Here is a 23,491-nt window from a genome sequence, read left to right on the forward strand (position 1 = left end):
AAAAAGGAGGATACACTCAATGGGTTACAAAGTAAGCTTTGAAGAAGCGAACAAGATCTTTGCAGCGCTCCAGGATGAATACGAAATCTGGGCACCGAAAAGATTTGTAGGAAAAGGAAGATATTCCGACACCGATATGATCAAGTATGACAAGATTAACACTGTAGAAGAGATCGAGTACATGGATAAGTCCGATTTCCCTGCAAAAGAAGTGTTAAGCCCGATCACAGAATCCCTGTTCTATTTCACAGAGGACGAGTACATTGAGAGCAAGGCCGCAGGCAAGAAGCTTTTAATCTTCATGAGACCGTGTGATATTCATGCACAGCATCATCAGGAGAAGATCTACTTAAGCAACGGCGGCTTCGAGGACATGTACTATAAGCGCATGAACGAGAAAGTGAAAATCGTCATGATGGAATGTACCACAGGCTGGGATACCTGCTTCTGCGTAAGCATGGGTACCAACAAGTCCGAGGATTATTCCATGGCAGTCCGCTTCGGCGAAGGCGAGTTAAGCCTGGATGTGAAGGATGACGCGTTCGCTCCTTACTTTGAAGGTAAGAACGAGACAGGATTTAAGCCGGAATACGTAGAGAAGAATCAGCTGACCGTTGATGTTCCGGAGATTCCGAACAAGGAAGTATTAACCAAGTTAAAGAACCACCCGATGTGGAATGAATACAATAAGCGCTGTATCTCCTGTGGTGCCTGTACCGTAGCCTGCAGCACCTGTACCTGCTTCACCACCACAGACATCATCTACAATGAAAATGCCAACGTTGGCGAGAGAAAGAGAACAACCGCTTCCTGTCAGGTTAAGGGCTTCTCCGATATGGCCGGCGGCATGAGCTTCCGCAACACAGCCGGAGACAGAATGCGCTTTAAAGTGCTTCACAAATTCCATGATTACAAGGAACGTTTCCAGGATTACCATATGTGCGTAGGCTGCGGCAGATGTATCGACCGATGTCCAGAATACATTTCCATCGCTGCTACTGTAAAGAAGATGGCGAATGCGATCGATGAAATCGTTGCAGAAGAGAATAAATAGGGAGAGGTGGACGAAGAGATGAATAACATAGTAAAACCTGTTGCATGCAAGATTCTTGAAGTTAAGAGAGAAAGCTTACATGAATATACATTTAAAGTTGCAACCGATATTAAACCGGAGCACGGACAGTTCTTACAGCTCTCCATTCCGAAGGTAGGAGAGGCTCCTATCTCCGTCAGCTCTTTCGGCGACGGCTGGATGGATTTCACGATCCGTTCCGTTGGTAAAGTAACCGATGAGATTTTCGAGAAGCAGGCCGGCGATACCTTATTCCTTCGCGGCGCTTACGGAAAAGGCTGGCCGGTAGAGAAATTCCAGGGCAAGCATGTGGTAGTTATCACAGGCGGTACTGGTCTGGCTCCTGTAAAGAGCATGTTAAACATGTTCTATGACAATCCTGATTACGTAAAGAGCGTAACCTTAATCAGCGGATTCAAGAACGAGGAAGGCATCATCTTCAAGAACGACCTTGATAAGTGGCACGACAGATTTACCACATTCTATACACTGGACAGAGATCAGAAGGAAGGCTGGAACACAGGTTTCGTAACCGAGTTCGTTTCCAAGGTTCCATTTTCCGAGTTTGACGGCGATTACGAAGTAGTAATCGTAGGACCGCCGCCAATGATGAAGTTCACAGGCCTGGAAGCTGTTAAATGCGGCGTTCCGGAAGAGAAGATCTGGGTATCCTTCGAGCGTAAGATGTCCTGTGCTGTCGGCAAATGCGGCCACTGCCGTATCGATGAGGTTTATGTTTGCTTAGACGGCCCGGTATTCAACTATACACAGGCCAAATATCTGGTTGACTAAGGAAAGGAGCGAATAGAGAATGAATCACGATATTGATATTAAAAAAGTACGTATCAACTGTTTCAGACAGTCAAAAGTAGCGGGAGAGTTCATGCTTCAGCTCCGTGTTCCGGGCGCTTTAATCGAAGCGAAACACTTAACCATGGTTCAGGAAATCTGTGAGAAATGGGGCAACGGCACCTTCCACATGGGTACAAGACAGACCTTAAACATTCCTGGAATTAAATTTGAGAATATCGAAGAAGTAAACAAATACATCAAGAAATACATCTCCGATGTTGATATCGAGATGTGTAACGTGGAGATGGAATCCGATGACTACGGCTACCCGACAATCGGCGCCCGTAACATCATGTCCTGTATCGGCAACGCACACTGTATCAAAGGCAACATCAACACCTATGAGCTGGCCCGCAAGATCGAGAAACTGATCTTCCCGTCCCACTACCACATCAAAGTAGCTGTCGCAGGATGTCCAAATGACTGTGTTAAGGCAAACTTTAACGATTTCGGTGTTATGGGTGTCAACAAGCAGGTTTATGATATCGACCGCTGTATCGGATGCGGCTCCTGTGTGGAGGCGTGTGAGCACCATGCAACAGGCGTATTAAGCCTGAATGCCAACGGAAAGATTGACAAGGACGCATGCTGCTGCGTAGGCTGCGGCGAATGTTCCCTGATCTGCCCGACAGGCGCATGGACCAGAGGCACCAAGAAGCTTTACCGCGTAACCTTAGGCGGCCGTACCGGCAAGCAGAATCCGCGTGCAGGCAAGCTGTTCTTAAACTGGGTAACCGAGGATGTTGTTTTAGGCATGTTCGGAAACTGGCAGAAGTTCTCCGCATGGGCGTTAGACTACAAGCCGGAGTACTTACATGGCGGTCACTTAATCGACCGTGTCGGATACAAAGAGTTCGTAAAACATATCTTCGAGGGTGTTGAATTCAATCCGGAAGCAAAGATGGCAGACGATATTTACTGGGCTGAGAACGAGCAGAGAGGCAATATGCACGTTATGCCGATCTCCCAGCACAAGCATGCCGGCCCGGCTGAAACAGCAAACTATACATTTACACAGAAATAAATAATGGAAAGGGAGGGCGCGCCATCTACATCAGACCACCGCGCCCTCCCTGTTTCATTGAAACACCGGGGTACGCAGAGCTGCTGCACATGATGCACGCTGCAAAGATACCCGGCGCGATTTGTTACGATAAAAAAGCAGGAAAATTGAGCGTACTGTGCCTCCTCAGAGACATCCCCATGGACTTCTCCCAGGCACGCACCCCGAAAATTGGTATAAAATTCCCCCTCACATCCCTTAACCAAAAAGTGAGTCCAATTTTCCCTCAATCATTCCCGCTTTTTTTATGGTTATATTTTCCCGTTTCAATATATCTGTTACAAAACCCCTGTTTTATACATCTGTTCTAAATGAGAATTTTATGATAAAATAGACAGGTCTTAAAACACAGAAAGAAGAGGAAAACAATGGCATATTTCCCATTTTTTATGGATATAGAAGGGCAGCGATGCTTAATCGTCGGAGGCGGAATCGTTGCCTGCCGGAAAGTAGAGGTTCTTTTGGACTACGGACCGGAGATCGTCGTCGTGTCCCCTGAGATGACGGACCGTATGGTACGGTACGGCGAAACTGCGGACGATAAGGTAACGCTTCTTTGCCGGGAGTATCAGGAGGAAGACTTAGACGGCGTGGATTTTGTGGTCGCGGCCACGGCGGATGAAGAACTGAACCGGCGGATTTCCCTGGTCTGCAGAGAGCGGCGGATTCCGGTGAATGTGGTGGATGTCAGGGAAGAATGCAGCTTCATTTTCCCGGCTCTGATCAAGGACGAGGATATTACCGTGGGAATCTCCACCGGAGGAAGCAGCCCTACCATCGCACAGTATTTAAAGGCAAAGTTCCGTGCAGCGATTCCGGAGGGCTTCGGGAGACTGGCTGCAGAGCTGGGGACGTACCGGGAGCTGGTGAAGGAGCGGGTGCCCATCCTTTCTGTCAGAACCGCGGTCTTTAAAGAGATGGTTGAGGAAGGAATCCGTCAGGGCGGAACATTTACCAGGGAACAGGCGGAGCAGTTGATTGACAGAAAGTTAGAGGAATTGGAGAAAGACCATGAATAAGATGATTCGTATCGGGACGAGAAAGAGCGCTCTGGCGATGGTACAGACAGAACTGGTGGCGGAAGCGCTGAAACGCGTTCAGCCGGGACTTTTGGTCGAGACAGTGACGAAAGTGACGGAAGGGGACCGCATCTTAAATAAGCCCCTGCTGGAGTTTGGCGGAAAGGGCGTCTTTGTGACGGAATTCGAGCAGGCTCTGTTAAAGGGCGAGATTGACTTTGCGGTACACAGCGCCAAGGATCTTCCCATGGATTTGGAGGACGGACTGGGGATCGTGGCCGTGCCCCCGAGAGAGGACCCGAGAGACGTGCTGATGACGCCTGCAGGAACCGACTTAAGCGCGAAAAAGGAGATTGTTATCGGTACCTCCAGCTTACGGCGGAGGCTCCAGATCGAGGCGCTGGGAAAGACGCTGTGGCCCGGTTCAGCTGTGCGGTGTGAGGATATCCGGGGAAATATCCAGACGAGGATCAGAAAGATGGATGAAGGCCTCTATGACGCGATTATTCTGGCCGCTGCGGGCCTGAAACGCATGAAGATGGTAAATCCTCCGCCTGACGGCCTGGAGGAGTATTTTGAGACAAATGGGACGTATGATTTTCATTACTTTGACTGTGAGACGTTTATTCCGGCCGGAGGACAGGGAATTCTGGCCGTGGAGGGGCGGATCGAGGACAGGACCTGCGAGCTGGCAGTGCGCATTCAGGACGAGGAGGCGAAGACGTGCCTCATACTGGAGCGGAAGATCTTAAAGCTGCTGGATGCGGGCTGTCACGAACCGATCGGCGTGTACTCCAGAATCAGGGACGAACAGATCGAAGTATTTGGAATCAACAGACGGGACGGAGAAACGAAGCGTGTGTATCTGACAGGCGGAACCGGGGAGCTGGATCTTCTTGCGGAACGCGCGGCGAAAGGACTGAGATAGAGATGAAGGAAACGGGTAAAGTATTTCTGGTCGGAGCAGGCCCTGGAGATCCGGGACTGATTACGGAAAAAGGGTTAAAGAGGCTGCGGGAATGTGATGTGGTGGTCTACGACCATCTGGCATCTGAGCGCTTTTTAGACGAGGTTCCGGAGGAGAGCCAAAGGATATATGTGGGAAAAAAAGCGGGCTGCCACTACATGAAGCAGGAGGAGATCAACCAGCTCTTGGTGGATCTGGCAAAGGAGGGAAAGAATGTGGTCCGGTTAAAGGGCGGCGATCCCTTCGTCTTTGGACGCGGCGGGGAAGAGGTGATGGCTGTTTCCCGGGAAGGCATTCCTTTTGAGGTGGTATCCGGAGTCACATCGGCGGTGGCCGCGCTGGCATCGGCGGGGATTCCGGTGACGCACCGGGCCGTCAGCAGAAGCTTTCATATCATGACCGGCCATACCATGACGGAGGCGGGGAAGCTGCCTCTCGATTTCTCGGAGTTTGCAAAGCTTTCAGGTACCCTGATCTTTCTCATGGGGCTGACTCATCTTCCGCTGATCGTAAAAGGGCTTCTGGAGAACGGAAAGCCGGGAAGCACGCCAGCGGCGGTCATCGAAAAGGGCACGCTGCCAGGACAGCGCGTCGTGCGCGGAACGCTTGACACCATGGAACAGCGGGTGACGGAGGAAGGGATTGGAACTCCGGCCATCATCGTTGTGGGGGAAGTGACTGCGCTGGACTTCGCTTCCACGTACCACGAGCCTCTGGAAGGCGTCAGAGTGGCGGTGACCGGAACGGATCTGCTGGCAGCCAAGCTGAGAAAGAGTCTGGAGGAGGCGGGAGCCTATACGGAGTGTGTCCTCAGCATGGAACTGGAATCCCACCGGTCCGGTGAGGCGATGAAGACCGCCTATGAGAGACTGGCGGATTACGGATGGATCGTATTTACCAGTGCCAATGCGGTGCGTGAGTTCTTTCTCGGCCTTCTGGAGAGCGGAGGGGATAACCGCAGGCTCGGCCATGTGAAGTTTGCTGCCGTGGGTAAGGGAACGGCAAAGGAACTGCTCCGGTACGGATTTACAACGGATTACACGCCGGAGGAATACTGCGCGGCCGCTCTTGCCGAGGGTCTTAAGAGCGTTGTGAAGGAGGGGGAACGCCTCCTGATCCCGAGGTCCTTCAAAGGCTCGCCGGAACTGGTTGAGATTCTGGACAGCGCCGGAATCGTGTATAATGATATCGTCCTTTACGACGTGGCAGAGCGGAGAAAGGGAGCGAAGGAAATGGCGGAATCCCTCAAAAAAGCGGATTACTTAACGTTTGCCAGCGGTTCCGGAGTGGACGCCTTCTTTGAAAATGCAGGGGAAGACGTGACCGCGCTTCTGGACGGGATTCGTGTGGTGTGTATCGGCGATATTACGGCCAGAAAGCTGGAGGAGCACGGAAGAAAGGCAGATGTGACAGCTGCCAGATTCACGGTGGAAGGCATGACGGAGGCTATCTCCCGGGACTGGAACCGGGGAAGCGAAAACTGATTCTCACGCCTTCTGGAGTAACGATGGAAAAAGGAACCTGTCTATAGTGCGCAAATTCACAGAAAAATTCTGAAAAGATATAAAATAAAAACAATAAAATCTTAAAAAAACATAAAGTAGATAAACATTTCCGATTTGATCTTGATATATGTGAATTTTAGGTATATTTTATTACTATAGGAATGTGAGTGTTCGTGGCGAGCCACTCCACCAGATTCGTGAGGGACCTCATCAGGTGGAGATGACATGCATCGCACGTAAGCGGTCAAAGGACGCCCGCCAGGTGCTCATAGCGAGGAGGCAGGATCATGGATTATTTGGTTGTTTATACAAGCAATACAGGCAATACAGAAAAAGTAGCGATGAAAATATTCGATTCATTACCGGGCCGTTCGAAGGATATCCAGAGGCTGGAGGAGCTGCGTGACGAGGAGGCGGATACCTACTTCGTGGGCTTCTGGAATGACAGAGGCACCTGCGGGAGCCGTGTGATGGAATTCCTTTCCGGTCTGCACGGCAAGAAGGTGGCTCTCTTCGGGACCTGCGGGATGGGCGGAAGCAGTGAGTATTTTAAACAGGTGGAGAACCGGGTGTCCGTCTTTGTGCCGGAGGATAATGAGTATCTGGGCTGTTTCCTATGCGGCGGCAAGATGATGCCGCAGGTACTGGACCGTTACAAACAGATGCAGGCCATCAACGATTCCCCCCAGATCCGGACGATGATAGCCGCGTACGAGGAGGGAATGCTTCATCCCGATGAACAGGATTTTCGGGATGCGGAAGCATTTGTGGAAGAGGCTCTTAATAAGTAACTGGCGGATAAAGGAGAAAAAGCATGGGTATCAAAAATGAGGATGACAATAAAAGCCCAAAAAAACCATTTATATACTACTATTTAATCGTCATGATCGTCATGATTCTGTTCAACGCGCTGATGGTGCCGTGGATACAGTCCAGAACCGTGATCGAGGTGCCGTACAGTACGTTCCTTGAGAAGGTGGACGCCGGGCAGGTGACGGATGTCGCCAGAACGGACTCGGAAATTCAGTTTATTGCGAACACGGGCGAGAAGGACAGGAACGGAAAAGAGATATACGCGACGTATAAGACAGGCCCGTGGCCGGATGAACAGCTGACCGAACGGCTTCTGGCTCATAAAGAAATCAATTTCCAGAAGACAATTGTGGAGCCGGTGAATCCGCTGCTGTCATTTTTCTTAACCTGGATTCTTCCGATTCTGATTTTCGTATTCCTTGGGAATATGATGGCGAAGCAGATGCAGAAGCGCATGGGCGGCGGCAATGCCATGACCTTTGGAAAATCCAATGCCAAGATTTACGCGGAGTCGGAGACCGGCAAGACCTTTGCCGATGTGGCGGGCCAGGAAGAGGCGAAGGATGCCCTGAAGGAAATCGTGGATTTCCTCCATAACCCGCAGAAGTACGCGGATATCGGCGCCAGCCTTCCGAAGGGCGCGCTGCTGGTTGGCCCTCCTGGTACCGGCAAGACACTTCTCGCCAGAGCCGTGGCGGGTGAGGCACACGTGCCGTTCTTCTCCATCTCCGGTTCGGAATTCGTAGAGATGTTTGTCGGCATGGGCGCTTCCAAGGTAAGGGATCTGTTTAAGCAGGCTAATGAGAAGGCCCCCTGTATCGTCTTCATCGATGAGATCGACACCATCGGTAAGAAACGTGACGGCGGCGGCTTCAGCGGCAACGATGAGCGGGAGCAGACGTTGAATCAGCTTCTGGCCGAGATGGACGGATTCGACGGAAAGAAGGGAGTCGTTATCTTAGCGGCCACCAACCGTCCCGACTCACTGGATAAGGCGCTGCTTCGTCCGGGCCGTTTTGACCGGAGAATTCCGGTGGAACTTCCTGACCTTGGCGGACGCGAGGCGATCCTGAAGGTACACGGAAAGAATGTGAAGCTGTCCGATGATGTGAATTTCCATGATGTGGCGCTGGCAACAGCGGGCGCCAGCGGCGCAGAGCTTGCCAATATCGTCAACGAGGCGGCCTTACGGGCGGTCCGCATGGGAAGAAAGCTCGTATCTCAGGAAGATTTAGAGGAGAGCGTGGAGGTGGTCATCGCCGGATACCAGAAGAAGGATTCCGGTGTCAGCGTCAACGAGCGGAAGATCATCGCCTACCACGAGGTGGGACACGCACTGGTTGCGGCATGCCAGAGCAATTCCGCGCCGGTACACAAGATTACGATTATCCCGAGAACATCGGGTGCGCTGGGCTACACCATGCAGGTGGATGAGGAGCAGCGGTATCTGCTCACAAAGGATGAGGCGCTTAATAAGATCGCCACCTTCACCGGCGGCCGTGCGGCGGAAGAGCTGATCTTCCGTTCCGTGACCAGCGGAGCTTCCAATGATATCGAGCAGGCAACAAGGATCGCACGGGCCATGGTGACCCGGTACGGCATGAGTGAGACGTTTGATATGGTGGCCTTAGAGACGGTGACGAACCAGTATCTGGGCGGTGATACGTCGCTGGCCTGTGCACCGGACACGGCGAAGCTGATCGATGAGGAAGTGATAAAGATTGTCAGAGAGCAGCACCAGAAGGCCCTTCAGATCTTAAAAGAGAACGAAGGAAAGCTGCATGAGATAGCAGAGTATTTACTGGATAAGGAAACGATTACCGGCGAAGAATTTATGGATATCTTCCATAAAACAAGCGAAAATTCCGTTGAAATCTAACCCCTGATTCATACGGTGGACTGACATCCTTAGTACAGCATTGCATAAATAACTGAGTAACAGTGCCTGATATCTGCGTCAGGTGTGCGTCTGCGAAGCGACGGCGTAGCGGACCCTACGACTAGCTTCGCAGGCGTGCTCCTGGCGTAGATAGCGGGTGCTGTTACTTAGGAATTTATGCAATGCTGTACTAAAGTTTCGGGAACCAGGAAGCCGCGGTATTTCATGACGGACTGGTCTTTCAGGATCGACATGCGGCGGCGCCACTCCCGTGGTGTCTGCCCCATGGTGTCGTGAAACTGCCGGTTGAAGCTGGACACGGAATGATAGCCCACCTCCTCTGAGATGGAGAGGACAGAGGCCTCCGTCGTGCGAAGCAGGGAGGCGGCCTGGCGGATCCGGGTGTCTGTCAGATACTTAAGCGGACTGGTCTCCATGACAGATGAGAAGATTCTTCTGAAATGAGCCGGGCTTAAGCTGCAGAGTTCAGCCAGATACTCCATAGAAAAATCGTCCATGTAGTGACTGCGGATATATTCCAGTGCAGGAGCGATGACCAGCGCATTTTCAGGCGGCTGGTCATCTTTTTTTTCTGCCGATGCAGCAATCTGCCGGTATGCCCTGGCAAGATCGGTCAGAAGCGTAAGGAAGAGACCGCGCACTGAGATCTCATAATAGTCTTCTTTTCGTTCAAGCTCTCTCATAATCTTCGCTGCCAGAGCGTGGATCTCCGGGTAATCCCGTTCGTTTAAAATCAGGCTGGTCCGGTGCTCCAGAATCGTTAAAAGGTTGAAAATGCGAAGATCCGATCCCGAAAACAATGGCGTTAAGAGCCCCGTGAGATCGACAAACAGGTACGACCATTTGCTTGCCGTACCAGGGGAACTGTAAGTGGTGTGGGGAACATCGCAGGAGATCACGGTCAGATCACCGGCCCCAAACGGCCGTTTCGTGTCCTCGAAGATCATGGTGCCGCTGTCCGATTCACAGAGCCCAATCTCCAGGCAGTTGTGGATATGAAGCCGGGGAGAGGCCACGTCGGAGATCCGCCATTCCTCCCCGGATAAGAGGAGAACCGGAAAACGGGAGGACAGGTTGTAATCACGGAATTCAATGTATGGTCTTTTGTGTCTGGGCATGGGCGCTTCCTCCTTTTTTCTATGATCCCATTATATCCGTAAATGATTGAAAATGCAAAGTTTTTGCCGCACTCTAACTGGAATGAGTGCGGCTGTTTTTATATAATTAAGAAAGACATCTATAAAGTGAACCATCGCAGGCAGAGAATACTGCACTGAGGATAATTTGGAAGGAGAAGATTTATCATGGAGAAGACAAAGGGAAGTTTTACACTGCCGGGGGAAGCCGGCTATGAGGAGCTGACGCTCAGGCTGGCGGAACGCTGGGGCGCCGATGTGATCAGAGACAGTGACGGCACGGAGCTGTCGGCGGAGATCACGGGCGCGGGATATGGAATCTATTCCACCATCTGCCTCATACGCGATCACAATGAGTGGGCGGAGGCCCATCCGGACCAGCTTCAGCAGACGTTTCTCGTGACAGAGCCAAAGACGGCGTTTGGCGGGGAACTGACGTTTGACCTGATGGAGGATTTTTTTACCGAACAGTTTACTATAAACGGCAGTCCGGAAGCGCTCGCTTACTGGCAGGTCTTTGACCGCACGGAGGAGACCGAGGTATCCCGCGCCAGCTGGCATTATGATAGAAACAGCGGATCGGTGGTACTTGAGGGAGCGCATCCATTTCATGACTATACGGTGAATTTCCTGGCATACCGGATCTGGGAAGAAATCTCGATGTACAACCATGTGACAAATAACTGGGAGAAAGAGCATCTGATGCCGGTAGATCCAATCCACGAGGAGACCAGAGAATATCTCTATGGCTGGATGAAGAATTGGTGCGATACCCATCCGGTGACGACGGTAGTCCGGTTTACCTCCCTGTTTTATAATTTTGTGTGGATGTGGGGCAGCAGCGAAAAGAAGAGAAATTTATTTACAGACTGGGGCTCCTATGATTTTACGGTCAGCCCCGCGATGCTGAAGGCGTTTGAGGCGGAATACGGCTATGGCCTGACGGCGGAGGATTTCATCAACCAGGGAAAATTTCATGTCACCCATATGCCGCCTACCAGGCACCAGCTGGATTATATGGCCTTTGTAAACCGTTTCGTTGTGGACTTCGGGAAACGTCTGGTGGAACTGGTGCACAGCTACGGAAAGAAGGCGTATGTGTTCTACGACGACAGCTGGGTGGGAGTGGAGCCGTATAACGACCATTTTAAGGAATTTGGCTTTGACGGCCTGATCAAATGCGTCTTTTCCGGCTATGAGGTCCGGCTCTGCGCCGGGGCAGAGGTGGAGACGCATGAACTGAGGCTTCATCCTTACTTATTCCCGGTTGGGCTGGGAGGAGCCCCCACGTTCTGCGAGGGAGGAGACCCGGTCCGCGATGCGAAAGAGTACTGGATCCACGTGCGCCGCGCACTGCTCAGGGAAAAGATTGACCGGATCGGTCTTGGCGGATATCTGCATCTGGTGGAAGACTTCCCCGACTTTTGCAGCTATATGGAGACGATCGCGGATGATTTCCGGCGGATTAAGTCCTTCCATGAAGAGGGCGCTGTGTATACACTGCCGATTCGGGCTGCGGTGCTCCATTCCTGGGGAAAGCTTCGTTCCTGGACACTGTCCGGTCATTTTCACGAAACGTATATGCACGACCTGATCCATATCAACGAGGCTCTCTCAGGGCTTCCGGTTTCGGTGGAATTCATAAATTTTGAAGATGTAAAGGCAGGATGCCTGAAAGGCGTCGATGTCCTGATCAATGCCGGGGCGGCCGGAAGTGCCTGGAGCGGCGGGATGGCCTGGAATGACAGTGGTGTCACGGAAGCGGTCTCACGCTGGGTCTATGAGGGCGGCGTGCTTATCGGAGTAGGCGAACCGTCGGCAGCACCCGGGGCATCCGCGTATTTCCGTCTGGCTTCTGTGTTGGGAGTGGACGAGGATACGGGGGCAAAGGTGTGTCATGGACGCTGGGAGTATGAACTGGCGGAGAAACCCGGTCTGATACCGGCGGGAGCTTCCGTGCGCGGCAGAAAAGGCATCTGCCTTACAGGCCCCGACACGGAGGTGATTGGGGAAAAGGATGGCCTGCCCGCCATCACGTCTCACCGTTTTGGCGGCGGCACCGCGTTCTATCTCAGCAGCTTCCAGGTGACGCCGGAAAATACCAGGATGCTCTTAAACCTGATGGTAAGCGGAATGGGTATGGATTTAAACCAGAAATATCTGACGGACAGCCCCGATACGGAATGCGCCTGGTATCCGGCCTCCGGTAAGCTGGTGGCGATTAATAACAGCGGCGAGGAACGGGAAACCGTGATTCGGATGGAAGCCGGCCGGCAGACAGTGAGACTGGAACCGTACGGCATGGCAGTGCTGGATGGGGCCGTGAACGGTAACCGACCGGAATAAAGGCTGGTATAAAAATGAATTTTCCATTGAAAATCGCCTGAGAGTAGTAGTATAATCTATCCTTGTATGGAAAAGTGAGGAAAGAGGTAGAACAATGGTAAAGGATTTAACGGTAGGGAAACCATCGTCAGTGCTCTGGCGTTTCTCCATCCCCATGTTTGTCAGCGTAATTTTTCAACAGATGTATAATATCGCGGACAGCGTGGTGGCTGGTAAATTTGCAGGTGAGGCGGCTCTGGCAGCCGTTGGGGCGTCTTATCCCATCACCATGATCTTTATGGCGGTGGCGGTAGGCAGCAACATCGGCTGTGCGGTCGTCATTTCCCAGCTCTTCGGGGCAAAACGGTGGAAGGAGATGAAGACGGCCATCTACACGACGCTGATAGCCTGTATCGCGCTGAGTCTCGGCCTGATGGCTCTGGGCTTTCTCTTCTGCCGCCCGGTGATGAACCTGATTCAGACGCCGGCCGATATCTTCTCGGACGGAGCGCTGTATTTACGAATTTATATCGGCGGATTTCTGTTTCTGTATCTCTATAATGTGTGTACAGGCATCTTTACATCTCTGGGAGATTCCAGGACGCCGCTCTATTTCCTGATTGGTTCCTCTCTGGGAAATATTCTGCTGGATATGATCTTCGTCATCGTCTTTCACTGGGGTGTGGCGGGCGTGGCGTGGGCGACCTTTATCGCCCAGGGAGCGGCCTGTGTGCTGGCGCTTCTGACTGTACATAAAAGAATTGCGGAGGTAAAGACGGAGGGCAGCTTTCCGCTGTTCTCCTGGAATATGCTGAAAAAGATCAGTGTGGTTGCGGTCCCCAGCATTCTCCAGCAAAGCTTCATCTCGGTAGGCAACATGTTTATTCAGGGACTGGTCAACAGCTTTGGTTCCTCGGTGATTGCCGGCTACAGCGCGGCGGTGAAGCTCAATACCTTCACGATTACCTCATTTACGACGCTGGCAAACGGACTCTCCAGCTTTACGGCACAGAACATCGGCGCAGGGCAGGAGGAACGGGTAAAGAGCGGATTCAAGGCCGGATGGTTCATGGCATTCTGCGTCGCTGTGCCATTTACAATCCTGTTCTTTTTCTTCGGCGGTCCGGCGGTGACCATCTTTATGGAGCAGACAGGCGGAGAGGCTATGAATACTGGCGTTACATTTTTAAAGATCGTCTCTCCGTTTTATGTGGTGGTTGCCACGAAACTGATGGCGGACGGCGTGCTGCGGGGATCCGGCGCCATGGGCTGTTTCATGATCGCTACATTTGCTGATCTGATTCTCCGCGTGCTGATCTCCTTCGTGCTTGCCGGACCGTTTGGTGCGGACGGGATCTGGATGTCGTGGCCCATTGGCTGGACGATCGCTACGGCGCTGTCACTCAGCTTTTATTTGAGAGGGAAATGGAAATTCAGCAGAGATTTGTGATCAGCCGCATCGCTGCAGGAGAGCAGTACTTGGTTTTGCATTGACTGGATTCTGCTATACCGGTTTAATAAGATGATGCTCATATAACGTTTCAAAGGTATTTACTGCGCCTCCGTGCTCGACGATCTTCCCGTCTATGACCTTGTCGATATCAACACCGGTGAAGGAGAGTCTCTTGTGTGTCGGCTTTATTCCAATCCATTCGCCTTCGTGGGTCCCTTCCATGATGAATTCTGAAATCACATAGTCCCCATCCGCGTATTGCTTGATGATTTTCATCGTATAGTCGGGATAGGTCTTTTTTACATCAATAAGATGCTGCTTCATGCCGTCGACACCCACGTGAATGATGGTTTCTCCGGCTTTTACAACACAGCTTTCAGATACGTACTGCGAAACCTGATCAAGCAGGTTTTCTGAGACTACGGTCTCGTAGAAATAGGTTACAATATCTTTATTCTCCATTCTCACACCTCCGGAATGATTCTGGTTGGATCTGCTGTAATTATTTTAGAAGCATTATAACAGGCGGCAGACAATCCGTCTATAGCTGTCTGTAATTAAATTTGGTGAAATTTTAGGAAAGGAACAGCGCGATCAATGTATTTTTTCAGCATTGAAAAAGGAAGAAGAGAAGAAATAATCAGAAAATTAAGGAAGATATCTGGAATAAACGGCGAATGACGTGTATAAAAATAGAAACAATTGAAATAATTACATACAATATGAAAATTAACAAATAACATATAAAAAATAAAGAAAAAGTATTGACAAATCAAAACGCATCCGCTATAATAAAGCCAAGATAAGAGATAAGAAAACAAAAACTCCTAAAGAAAAAGGAGAAGAAACAAACTCTTAAGTATCAAAAATATAGAAGAAGGAGGTACAGTCCACCAGAAGCAGTAATTTAGCTTAATTTATAATAAAAATTATAAATTAGGCAAAAGGAAAAACCGATCTGCCGATGCTAAAAAACCAATCTTATAAGATAAAAGCAAAAGAGGAACATCAAAGAGCTGATATCAAAAAAATAAGATAAAATCTATGGAATGTTTAAAGAACTATGATTGTTTCAAGAAGTAGAACAAAAGAATAATCATCTTTGTTATATGACGAGAAAGTATAATGAGGAATGAAAGAAAATTTTGAAATACGAAAAGATGAACAGATAGTAAGAATGAAAAGTAAGAGAATAAACGAAAAACATAGATGAGGAAGAAGAGCAACGGAGAGAGGGAAAATTTCATATAGATCATGTTAGAGAAAGTACCAGGTACAAAAAAACATGAGAGAAAAGAGGTATCAAGTCCAATGGATGAGATAGTGTAGAAACGGGTATCGGATGAATGTCAAATCAATCGGTACCCGTTTCTATCTGTCTTTTTGTGTAAAAGAAAATGAATAAAGATCCTTATAATGATTTATTCTGCCATTGCACCATCTGCTCCCAGATGGTAAACGACGTTTTTCCATGTCACGGAGGTGTTTGCCGCCATTTCGCCGTTGCGGTTTAAATAGTACCACCGGTCCTTGTAAAAAATCCATTCATCGGCGGCCATGCTGCCGTCGGGCTTCAGATAGTACCAGAGGTTCTGATCCAGAATCCAGCCGGTCTGCATGTAGCCGGATTCGTTGAAACGGTACCAGCAGCCCTTGATCCATTTCCACTGAGACGACGGCCAGGTGCCGTTGTATTGTTTGAACCACCAGCCGTTTATATCCAGAATCCATGTACCGTCGGATACATGAGAAGTAGAAGTATTCCGGTCATTTGATGGTTTGGAATCAGGAGCAGGATCCGGTTGCGGATCTGGATCTGGTTCCGGTTCAGGAGCCGTCTCTTTGTACAGCGCAAATCCATAGATGGCATCACGGTTTATTTCAAAAGTAATCGTGCCGTCATGGTTTGCGGTATAGGTGACCTCCTCCGGAGCGGCCTCAGCCCGTGCTTTTGCGGCTGGAACGAATCGGTACAGTTTCAGGGTCCCTTTCTGACCGGATTCTATGGCGGGGGCTTTTGCGGTGACGCGCACCGGATGGTCATTCAGACTTAAGTTTTTGCCTTTTAAAAGGAGTTCCGGTCTGAATAAGGTCAGGAGCACCGCGGTCCCGGACAGTGATTCCTGGAAACTTCCGATGGAATCGGATTCGTCGGTCAGGAGGAAGGCGGTACGCACATCCATTGTGCCGTTTGCGGCCTTTACCGTTATACCGTCAGCCGTTGTGTGAATCTCTTCCTTCTGGAAGCCTGCCAGGAGTTCCCTGATTTTTGCCTGATCGGATTCGCTTAAGACGGATTTTTCTTCTTCGGTCAGATTCTCGTATTTTTTCAGAAGTTCTTCGACCGCGTCGGCATTTTCATAAGTCACTTCGTCAATACCAGTGATTGGAGCCATAATTTCAGCGGCAGAATCCATCAGCGCCAGCTTTTCTTTTGCAGCTTCGATGACTGCGGTGATGAGCAGAGTCTGTTCCTCGTTAAAGTGTGCGGTGTCGAGAGCCTGTACTTCCTTTAATATCATTTCTACATTTGACTTTTCTGCCCTAGTGGCATTTTCAATCTCATTTTGCCAGCGGGCCAGTTTCTCGTCCAGACTTTCCAGAACGATGGTATACGTTTTTCCAAAATCTTTTGTGCCTTCTACGGTGATAATGGTTTTACCGTTTTGCAGGGCTGCGGTCACGCCTTCTTCTGCCTCAACCGCTTCATAGAGACTGTTCAGGACGATGATGGTATCTTTGCCGTTCTGGGTCGGATTGGAGATTCCGGCGGTGATGAGGCCATTTTCTTCTGCGAGAGTAACAGAGGCGGGCGTCTTCGCGGAAACCGGAAGGTCTTCCGGGTCACAGGCGGTCCAGAAATTATAGCCGCTGACTCCGTATTTCGTATTCTTGACAGCCTGTACCTCCGGGGTGTTGGCGAGAATTATTACTTCCGGATTTTCGGAAAACTCCGCCATATCGTCCGGAGTTCTGCCGGGCAGAAGGACGTAGCTGTACGTATCGTTCTGCGGATCGGTTCCGTGGTCCACGGCAAAACTGATGTAGCTTCTGATGATTTCTTTATCATTTGCACTCCCTGCGGCTACGGCTGTGTTGATATCCCTCCAGTTCCCGGTTCTGGTTTCTTTTAAAACGGTTACTTCAGTTTCTTCCGGGAAATAGTATCCGATATTCTGCGATTCGCCGTTATTTCCTTCCAGAAGCGCCCAGTTCATGGAGGCAGATGCAGGCTCGCCTGTCGTCAGATCCGCTTCCAGGCCGTCTATCCATACGGTATTTTCTGCATTTTCCATGGCTTTGCGGTTGTCCACGATCGTTTCTGTGGACTTCCCTTCACTGGAGCTGATTCCGGTGCCCAGTGCGGCGACTGCGTCAGGGAAGGTGAACCAGGATTTCTTTGCTTTCAGGGAAGAGATGGCGCCGCTCTTTGTTTCCCCTTCAAAATCCATGCCTACGGTTCCGTACTGGCTTAAGACGGAAGAACCGCCTACCCAGTCTTTGGAGCTGACGTGGGGATTCCAGGTGCCGTCAGTCGGTATAAAGCCCTCGGTATGGTCGGTGGTGATGCCGGCCAGCCGGTGGGGGTCTACCGTAGGCCAGTAAACATCTGCATATTGGGACTGATCCCCGTTGTATAAATAGAGGGCGCCGTCGCTCATATGCCAGCCTTTCCGGTTCTCGTTGTTGCCGTATTCGAAATTGCCGGTTCGCCTGGAGTACATACTGATTCCCAGATCGAAATTTTCTCCGTGGTAGACGGCTTTATCCATAACACCAAAATTTTTGTGGTAGACTTCATGGTCTTCGTCTAAAGAACTGTCTGCCAGCAGGTTTTTCATCGCGGTCATATCGGCCACGGTCATACCTAAAAAGAAGTCTTCATTATATTCGAGCCCTGCCTGGATTTCCGTTTTTGCAAAAGCGCGGAAGGCTTCCCTTTCATCCGCCGGAGCCATATCTGCCAGATGGGAGACAGGCTTTAGCAGTCCGCGGCCGACGGTCTGGTCATTGGTCGATGGCCTTGCAATGCCTCGCCCGGTGGTCATATCCATCATGGCGCCGTCTGCATAGAGAGGGCGGATTCCTGTCCAGATCCACTGGAAGATGCTGGTCAGCTTATCGTCTGCCACTTCCCATGGGCTGCCGTCGACGATAAAAAGAAGTTTCTCAATTCCGCCTAACAGCGTGGAGCCGTAGCCTCCGGTGTAAGCCAGATTGCCGTGATCGATATAGGAACCGTCTTCATAATAGCCGTTGCCGTCGGATACAAAACCGATGGATTTATCCAGAGCCTCTTTTGCCATGTTGAGCGGCCTGGAGGTCTCGCCGATCGAGGAACGGAGTGCAGATACGAGGGAGGCGTCGATTAAATTGGCCGCAGTATTTTTGATCTCGCTGCCGCTGGTGGTATGATACCGTTTATTGGGATCTTCGTTAAAGTTCTCCAGTGTCCGGGCTTCCCGTTCTATTAATTCCGGGGGCAGATCGTCGTACATCAGGATCACGGTATTGCATAAGCTCTGCGGCATTCCGATAAACCAGTGCCACCAGTTCCCGTACAGATCTTTTTTTACATTCATTGTATCGTTGTACATGTTCGCGTATACCCACTCAAGAGCACCGATGATGTCTTCCTTCAGTTCCTCCTTTTGGTATAAACTGCTTCCTTTGGCACTGTAGGCTGTGGCCATCTGCTCTATCCTGGAAAAACCGGTTCCGAGACCTTCTGTTACATTGGCAGTGGTGTCCTGTTTTTGATACGTGAAATCAATATCATCCCATAATATGCGTCTGTCGCTGCCGCCTTTTTTCATGGTTTCCCAGTATTTGGCCGCAGTCTCTGTCAGGTCTTCCATCATGGCCGCGTAGACTTCATCGGATGGATCTTCGATGTTGTTGCCGGTCAGACGGTTTTTCCAGTTTTCACGGATTGTCTGATAGTATGGGCGCAGATTGCCATCTTCTACGGATATTCTGCATACGGCCTCATGATAATCATCGGTTTTAGCGGTGATCTCTGCAGCGCCCATGGAATAGGCGGTAACGATACCGTTTTCATCGACATCTGCAATCTCTGGATTTTTGGAATACCATTCGATTTGACTCTCGTATCCGTCGCTGCAGGCTGCTTTTAATTCAAGCGTATCTCCGGTGAACATACTGGCTTCTGTTTTGTTTAAACGCAGAGAGTAGGTTGGTAAAATCTGAACGTCATCCAGACATACTTCTCCAGCCATTTGATCCGCATAAAATTCGATTTGAATGCCTGTCGCGCTGGCAGGAGGATTTTGAGATAGAAAACCGTACTGGGTCCAGCCGTCGGTGGTGCCTGTGATTCTTTCAGTCTCAATGTATTCTCCGGATCCGCCTGGCAGCAGCCATGTTAATCTGGCGTAAAAACCGGTGCCCAGCACATTCTCGGTTTTTACATAAAAGGTACAGAGATAGGTTGATTTAGTGTCAGCAATGCCTTTTATGGGATAGCTGATACCGAGCCGGGAAGATTTCGTTTCCGAGCGAATACGTAAATAGTTGCTGCCTTCCGGGGCCTCAGCTGGGTCTTCTGCAATTTCAAATGACATTTTTTCTGACCCGGTTGGCTTTGGCCACATGCCCCAGCCGGTTGGCATTATTTCGTTTACCCATACTTTTTGATACTCTGCATTTGTTGTTTTTGATGTGGTCTCAAAGCTGCCGTTGGGATGAATGTTTGTGGCTTCCCTGTGCAGCGCATTGCTGAGCGTGGCCTTCTCCGATGCCTCCGGCTTATGCGGATTCGAAGGTGTTGCGTTTGACGGCGTTGATTTTCCCGAGCCGCGTCCCGTGTCTGCGTCCGACGGACTTGCAGCTCTGCCGGAATATCTGGTGGATGCGGCGGATACCATTTTCCCGTACTGCAGCGACGCCATAGCCGGTGCAGTGGGCTGTACAGCCATAACTGCCGCCAAAACTACCGCGGCGGCTCTGGCCGTATGCCGGTTGACTTTTGTGTTCTTTCTCATAAACAGCCTCCCTTTGATCGTGTAATTTGATTTCCTCTGGTCCGGTATTTGGCGGAATTGGAGGAGTGATATCTTTGCTTAATCAGTATAAGGGAAAATGTACCAGGGGGATATATTTGGAATTTTGCTTTTATAGTCAATATTTATCCTTTGTGTTTGATTTGTATCGTGAATTTGTGAGGTATTACAAAAAAATATGGCTGGTGAATGGTTTTGACGGTTTTGAAACCACAGGTTCAGAGGCAATTTGACAAGAAATACATTCTGGCTTAAACTGATAAACATAGAATGAACATACCTTTGGCAAAGAAGCTGTCACAGGCACCGTTTTAACAGGAGGATACCAGATGATTAATATTTCTGCTATGAAAGAAGAAAATCTTTCCGATGCGGTTGCATTATGGATATGTCAATTTAACAGACATTGTTACTGTAATGTGTTTCCCAATTTTATTGACGGTGGTCAGGGAACGGTTAAATCTTATATCAAGGAACAAATTGATAAGGGTAACGCGATAATAGCAACAAAGAATAATACGATTGTTGGTTTTATTGCCTGGCTGTATTTCGATTTTCATGGTGAGAGAACTGCGTTTCTGCCTGTTGCCGGTCATGCCGCTTTATTGAGCGATGAACTAAATATCTACAGAGAAATGTATTGCTATGCTTCTCAAAAATGGGTATCTGACAATAGATTTAATCATTTATGGATGACTTATTTCGATGATGATAATCTTAAAAACAGTCTGTATGACTTGGGCTTCGGTTCCTATGTCATAGATGCATGCCAGTTGACGAGCGCAACTGGACATGTGATAAACCAGGATTATAAGATAGTGTTTGCATCAGCTGCGGATGCTGAGGCCTTAACTGAGGTTGCCAACTCTTCCAATGAATATTACATCAATAGTCCTATATTTTTACAAAGAAATAAATATACAAAAGATGAGATAATGCAATTGATTGATAAAAATTATGTTTTACTGGCTTGGGATAAAGATAAGATTGCAGGTGTGCTGAGTTTTTCAATAAATCAGAGTTACAACTTTGAACGTTTAACTACCGTTGACAGCGCGCGCATAGAAGGCATAGGTGCCTATATACTGCCCGATTATCGTGGAAAGGGCATGGGAACGGCGTTGTTGGACAAAGCATTCGCTTTTTGCAAAGAGAAAGGAAAAACATATATGCATGTAAGCTATGAGTCTGCTAATCCCAATGCCATACAATTCTGGCCGAAATACTTTAAACCGGCAATTCGCTCTGTGAGAAGGACAATAAACAAGGATGCCAACACCAACAGATGAGCACTTGCCATTCCGTGCTTTCTTATGGCATTAACACATACCTTTTTGATGCGAAATGCCGATACAAATACAAGCAAAACAATCCCTGCAAACAGAACAATCCCTGCAAGCAGGGCCTGCCTGCTTACTGCTTTAGCCAAATAAAAAACAAAGGGTAAAATCATTGCTTTTTACTCTTTGTTTTTTATTTTCTATATTCGTTACTCTATCTTTCACATTTCGCCGGTCTGCGATTTCCTCCAACTCTCCATAGAGAAACAATAATTTCACACAATATTCTGCAGCATCCGCCACAACGTGGTTCTGCTGATTCCCAGCCGTTTGGCGGCCTGGCTCTGGTTGCCTTTTTCTTCGGAGAGAACGTGGCGCACGATATCCAGATTTATTTCTTCCAGGGTCCGGTTTAAATCGAGAGGAATGCCGTCGCCGGAGAGGATGGTGGGCTGTTCTCTGAGCAGAAGTCTGGAAACGGAGGCAGCTCTGATATAGGACGTATCTGTTATGGCAAACAGCTCCGTCATGATTCGTTTGAACTGATTATAATTGCCGGGCCAGCCGTATTCTTTCAAAAGGGAGACGGCTTCCGGTTCCAGACCGACGATTTCCCGGGCCAGCTGCATATTTAAATTACTGATATATAAGTTGGCAAGATCCGGGATCTCGTCCTTGTTAGCCCGGAGCGGCCGGAGGGTGAAGGACAGGCAGTTAAAGTGATTCATGAGAAGCTGGGAATTCTGATTCAGCTCCTCACCTTCCCGTGTGGTACAGGAAAAGATCATGTGGTTCTGCCGGTGCAGATTCAGATCCCGAATAATGGAAAACAGCTCTTTAAACTGCTGGTCAGACAGAAACTCCAGCTCGCGGATATAGATGGTGGTATCCGTATCGCTGAATGGAGAGTTGGTGTGCCCGGTGAGAAACTGCCAGCTCTTATCCGTAATACGGGAACAGTCGATAATCGCCATTGGCTTATTTTGAAATTTGCTCTGGGAATAGATAAAGGCAGCCATCTCTTCTTTCCCCGTACCGTCTTCCCCGAGAATCATGACGGGAGCACCGGTCTGATTCATCTGGTCCAGAGAAGGCGTATAGGTTCCGGACGGGTTGGTGAGGCCGTAGAAGCTGGAATAAAACTGTTCCAGAGCCTGGCTCCTGTCGATATAGCGAACTCCATTTTTGATGAGAGACAGAGGGACTTTCCGGGTGTTGACGTAATAGACAACGTAAGTCTGCTTGTAAATCAGTTTTCTGACTCCCTTGATGGCAACCAGCAGATCGCCTTCATCTCTGTAAAATTTCTTGCTGTTCTCGGAAAGAATCTCCGACACATAGTTTTTCATGGCGGTCATCACGGCCGGTGAAAAATTATGTTCTTTTGAGGTATAGATCAGCTCCTCCTTTTCACTGTAGACAAACACATAATACGGATAATCCTCCAGAAGCGTCCGGAAAAATTCAGCCTTGGAAATCAGGGCCTGGTACGTACCGGCTGTCTTGACGGCCTGATCGAATGCCGCCTCGATACTTTCCGAACCGGAAGTAAAGAGGATCGAGCGCATCCCCAGTCTCTGGGCATGGGAATTCGTCACAACATCACATAAAACCATACGGTATCCGGCTGTGGTCAGGCGGGTGAGTGTATCCTGGACTTCTTCCGGATTATGGATGGTGTAGATGTCAATGGTATACTGCAATAAATCACATAGAAAACGGGCATTTTTGGTGATTCCGGGGAAGCCGACGATTGCATAGCGGTCGTTGTTGTTTTCCGCCAGTTTGATGGCGCGGAGGATATCGTATACAGAAAGCTGAATCTCCACTACGGGAATTGGGGAAATGGAAGAAATCATTTCGGCGGTGCCGCCTCGGGATAAGATAACATCGTAATCCTGAAAGGTGTGCCTGGAAGCAATCTCGGCCCCGGCCTCCAGATCGCCGACGTACACAGTCAGATCAATATCATCCCGCTGTCCGGCCAGACGCATCATCAGCGCTTTCATACCCTCATACGGTGCGATTCCCAGTATCTTTGTTTTTTTATCCATTAAAAACTCCTGCCTTTCCCCAAAATGAA

General features: G+C 49.6%; 15 protein-coding genes. 11 read left to right on the forward strand and 4 right to left on the reverse strand.

What is annotated here, in order from left to right; all coding sequences use genetic code 11:
• Positions 1 to 19: 19 nt before the first annotated feature.
• From asrA to ftsH, 8 genes are all read left to right on the forward strand, one after another.
• Positions 20 to 1,054 carry an anaerobic sulfite reductase subunit AsrA gene (gene asrA, locus H8S80_RS00185; protein WP_002600906.1) on the forward strand — a complete coding sequence of 345 codons (1,035 nt, stop codon included), beginning with the start codon at positions 20 to 22 and terminating at the stop codon, positions 1,052 to 1,054.
• A gap of 18 nt (positions 1,055 to 1,072) precedes the next feature.
• Positions 1,073 to 1,864: an anaerobic sulfite reductase subunit AsrB gene (gene asrB / locus H8S80_RS00190; protein WP_002600905.1), complete on the forward strand. Its 792-nt coding sequence runs from the start codon at positions 1,073 to 1,075 to the stop codon at positions 1,862 to 1,864.
• A gap of 19 nt (positions 1,865 to 1,883) precedes the next feature.
• Positions 1,884 to 2,948 carry a sulfite reductase subunit C gene (gene asrC / locus H8S80_RS00195; RefSeq protein WP_002600904.1) on the forward strand — a complete coding sequence of 355 codons (1,065 nt, stop codon included), beginning with the start codon at positions 1,884 to 1,886 and terminating at the stop codon, positions 2,946 to 2,948.
• Between the two features lie 407 nt (positions 2,949 to 3,355).
• Positions 3,356 to 4,006, forward strand: coding sequence for a precorrin-2 dehydrogenase/sirohydrochlorin ferrochelatase family protein (locus H8S80_RS00200; RefSeq protein WP_117631351.1), 651 nt, complete (start codon positions 3,356 to 3,358; stop codon positions 4,004 to 4,006).
• Complete coding sequence (gene hemC / locus H8S80_RS00205; RefSeq protein WP_117631353.1) at positions 3,999 to 4,934, forward strand: hydroxymethylbilane synthase; 936 nt, start codon at positions 3,999 to 4,001, stop codon at positions 4,932 to 4,934. Before H8S80_RS00200 ends, hemC begins: the two co-directional genes overlap by 8 nt.
• A 2-nt stretch (positions 4,935 to 4,936) precedes the next feature.
• Positions 4,937 to 6,457 carry a uroporphyrinogen-III C-methyltransferase gene (gene cobA / locus H8S80_RS00210; RefSeq protein WP_117631355.1) on the forward strand — a complete coding sequence of 507 codons (1,521 nt, stop codon included), beginning with the start codon at positions 4,937 to 4,939 and terminating at the stop codon, positions 6,455 to 6,457.
• A gap of 308 nt (positions 6,458 to 6,765) precedes the next feature.
• On the forward strand, positions 6,766 to 7,269 hold the full coding sequence (gene bilS / locus H8S80_RS00215; RefSeq protein ID WP_002600900.1) for a flavodoxin family protein BilS: 504 nt from the start codon (positions 6,766 to 6,768) through the stop codon (positions 7,267 to 7,269).
• 23 nt (positions 7,270 to 7,292) lie between these two features.
• Positions 7,293 to 9,170, forward strand: coding sequence for an ATP-dependent zinc metalloprotease FtsH (gene ftsH / locus H8S80_RS00220; RefSeq protein WP_117631357.1), 1,878 nt, complete (start codon positions 7,293 to 7,295; stop codon positions 9,168 to 9,170).
• 167 nt (positions 9,171 to 9,337) lie between these two features.
• Here ftsH and H8S80_RS00225 read toward each other — a convergent pair whose 3' ends face one another.
• Complete coding sequence (locus tag H8S80_RS00225) at positions 9,338 to 10,309, reverse strand: AraC family transcriptional regulator (protein WP_117631359.1); 972 nt, start codon at positions 10,307 to 10,309, stop codon at positions 9,338 to 9,340.
• Positions 10,310 to 10,495: 186 nt separating this feature from the next.
• Between H8S80_RS00225 and gnpA the strand changes: the two genes are divergently transcribed.
• Positions 10,496 to 12,673, forward strand: coding sequence for a 1,3-beta-galactosyl-N-acetylhexosamine phosphorylase (gene gnpA, locus H8S80_RS00230; RefSeq protein WP_117631361.1), 2,178 nt, complete (start codon positions 10,496 to 10,498; stop codon positions 12,671 to 12,673).
• A 94-nt stretch (positions 12,674 to 12,767) separates the two neighbouring features.
• The gene (locus H8S80_RS00235; protein WP_002600896.1) at positions 12,768 to 14,102 is read left to right on the forward strand and encodes an MATE family efflux transporter; all 1,335 of its coding nucleotides are present in this window, start codon (positions 12,768 to 12,770) and stop codon (positions 14,100 to 14,102) included.
• A gap of 54 nt (positions 14,103 to 14,156) precedes the next feature.
• On the opposite strand, the gene H8S80_RS00240 is transcribed toward H8S80_RS00235, so the two are convergent.
• Together H8S80_RS00240 and H8S80_RS00245 are read right to left on the reverse strand one after the other, a co-directional pair.
• Positions 14,157 to 14,567 (reverse strand): ester cyclase, encoded by a 411-nt coding sequence (locus H8S80_RS00240; protein WP_002600895.1) that lies wholly within the window; start codon positions 14,565 to 14,567, stop codon positions 14,157 to 14,159.
• Between the two features lie 959 nt (positions 14,568 to 15,526).
• Positions 15,527 to 20,110 carry a polysaccharide lyase family 8 super-sandwich domain-containing protein gene (locus H8S80_RS00245; RefSeq protein WP_117631363.1) on the reverse strand — a complete coding sequence of 1,528 codons (4,584 nt, stop codon included), beginning with the start codon at positions 20,108 to 20,110 and terminating at the stop codon, positions 15,527 to 15,529.
• A gap of 347 nt (positions 20,111 to 20,457) precedes the next feature.
• Here H8S80_RS00245 and H8S80_RS00250 point away from each other — a divergent pair, with 347 nt between their 5' ends.
• The gene (locus tag H8S80_RS00250; RefSeq protein ID WP_117631365.1) at positions 20,458 to 21,417 is read left to right on the forward strand and encodes a GNAT family N-acetyltransferase; all 960 of its coding nucleotides are present in this window, start codon (positions 20,458 to 20,460) and stop codon (positions 21,415 to 21,417) included.
• A gap of 266 nt (positions 21,418 to 21,683) precedes the next feature.
• On the opposite strand, the gene H8S80_RS00255 is transcribed toward H8S80_RS00250, so the two are convergent.
• A complete protein-coding gene (locus H8S80_RS00255) occupies positions 21,684 to 23,462 on the reverse strand; it encodes a sigma-54-dependent transcriptional regulator (protein WP_117631367.1) in 1,779 nt (592 codons plus the stop codon).
• Positions 23,463 to 23,491: the final 29 nt, after the last annotated feature.

It is taken from the genome of Hungatella sp. L36 (genome assembly GCF_014288035.1).